Origin of the sequence: Streptomyces alkaliphilus, assembly GCF_014141535.1 — a bacterium.
GTDB lineage: Bacteria > Actinomycetota > Actinomycetes > Streptomycetales > Streptomycetaceae > Streptomyces > Streptomyces alkaliphilus.
Genome location: NZ_VKHT01000974.1, coordinates 1 through 1,864, shown reverse-complemented (window position 1 = coordinate 1,864; position 1,864 = coordinate 1). Strand labels below are relative to the sequence as shown.

At 70.9% G+C, this 1,864-nt stretch carries 2 protein-coding genes and 1 pseudogene; 1 reads left to right on the top strand and 2 read right to left on the bottom strand.

Annotation, left to right across the window (positions count from 1 at the left end):
- Together FNQ90_RS21640 and pstB are read right to left on the bottom strand one after the other, a co-directional pair.
- Positions 1 to 366: response regulator (locus tag FNQ90_RS21640; RefSeq protein WP_323380112.1), on the bottom strand; the 366-nt coding region annotated here is incomplete at its 3' end.
- 130 nt (positions 367 to 496) lie between these two features.
- Entirely contained in the window at positions 497 to 1,252 is a 756-nt protein-coding gene (gene pstB, locus FNQ90_RS21635; RefSeq protein ID WP_228471463.1) for a phosphate ABC transporter ATP-binding protein PstB, read from the bottom strand.
- A gap of 362 nt (positions 1,253 to 1,614) precedes the next feature.
- Between pstB and FNQ90_RS21630 the strand changes: the two are divergent.
- Positions 1,615 to 1,864 (top strand): annotated as a pseudogene (locus tag FNQ90_RS21630) (hypothetical protein); the annotation flags it as partial.

The window sequence follows — 1,864 nt, the reverse complement described above, 5'->3', positions numbered from 1 at the left end:
GTCCCAACCCCCGCGCCCGCCCCGGTCGGCCAGGCCCAGCAACTGCGCCACCTCGCGCGGCCGGTACGGGCGTGCCACGCAGGCGCTCGCGCCCGCTGCCAGTGCCGGGGCCACGGCGGCGGAGTCCCCGGGGCCCACCCCCAACACCACCGGCACCGACATCCGTCGCCGCACCAGCCGCAGCACCGTCGCGCCGTCGAGCACCGGCAGATCGGCCGACAGCAGCAGCACATCGGGCTTGCGCAGCCCGGCCTCCAGCAGGGCCACCGCCCCGTCCGCGCAGTGCACCACCGTCACCTGGTACTTCGCGAGTTGAGCGGTCAACCCCTGGCGAATCCGTTCGTCGGAGTCGGCCAGCAGCACCACGGGATTGCTTCCCAGCGGTATTTGCGTCGGGGTCGGGACGAAAGCCCGGGAGGGTTCGGCGTCGGCGCCCTCGCGGGGGTCCGGAACGGAGCCGGCGCCACCCGTGAGGAGTTCCCGTTCCCGCACGGCCTCAGCCGAAGCGGCCGGAAATGTAGCCCTCGGTGCGCTGATCGGCGGGGCGGTTGAAGATCCGCTCGGTTTCGTCGAACTCAACCAGGCGCCCATGGCGCACTCCCTCGCTGTCGGTGTCGGCAGTGAAGAACGCCGTGCGGTCGGAGACCCGGGCCGCCTGCTGCATGTTGTGCGTGACGATCACGATCGTGAAGTCGTCGGACAGCTTCGTCATCAGGTCCTCGATGCGGGCCGTCGCGATGGGGTCGAGCGCCGAGCAGGGCTCGTCCATCAACACGACCTCGGGCCGGACCGCGATGGCCCGGGCGATGCACAACCGCTGCTGCTGACCGCCCGAGAGGGCGAAGCCGCTCTCCCGAAGCTTGTCCTTCACCTCGTCCCACAGGGCGGCTCCGGTCAGGGCCTCCTCCACCCGGTCGTCCAGCTCCGACCTGCTCCGCCGCCCCTCCACCCGCAGGCCGTAGGCGACGTTCTCATAGATGGACTTGGGGAAGGGGTTGGGCTTCTGGAAGACCATGCCGATCCGCCGCCGGACCTCGATCGGATCCACGTCGTCGGCGTACAGGTCCAGCCCGTGGTACTCCACCGTGCCGGAGACCCGGGCACCGGGCACCATGTCGTTCATCCGGTTCAGGCTGCGCAGCACGGTGGACTTGCCGCAGCCGGAGGGGCCGATCAGGGCGGTGATCTCCCGCTCCCGGATCTCCATGGACACTTCGCGCACGGCTCGGTGCGAGCCGTAGGACACATTCATGCCCTCGAGGGTGAACACCACGGGGGCCGGGGGCCGCTCGGTGCCGTCGGCGAGCCGGGAGGCGGCACGGCCCACTCTCGCGGTATCCGTGGAAATGGTGAGGTCTGCTGCCATCGTCGGGCTCCCCGGGTGCGGGTTCTGGGCGGCCGAATGGGACGTTCACCATGTAAAGAGACCCGGGTAGCGGGTTGTGCGGCGTTCGGTGAACCCCGAATGAACAACACGGTGCACGAGGGTGCCGTCGGAGGGTGGGAACGGACGGGCCCCACCGGGGCGCGGGAACGGCCCCGGATGACCCCAACACCCCGGAGTCCGCGCGGGAATCCCCCGGGACGGCCTCGCGATCAGTAGCATCGACAGGCGTGGGGATCGAGGGCGAGCAACTGGTACTGGACTACCTGAGTCGGGTCGGCGACCTGGCGCACACCACCGGCATGTCGCCGACCGAGCGACGCGATCTGGTGACCCGCCTGCGGGCGGACATCACCCGTCGCCGTGCCGACGTGCAGGGCGACGAGTCCCGCGCGGACGTCAAACGCATCCTCAAGAGCGTCGGCCGACCCGAGGACGTGGTGGCCGCCGCCGGTGAACGGGCGGCGGCCGTGCCCGCCC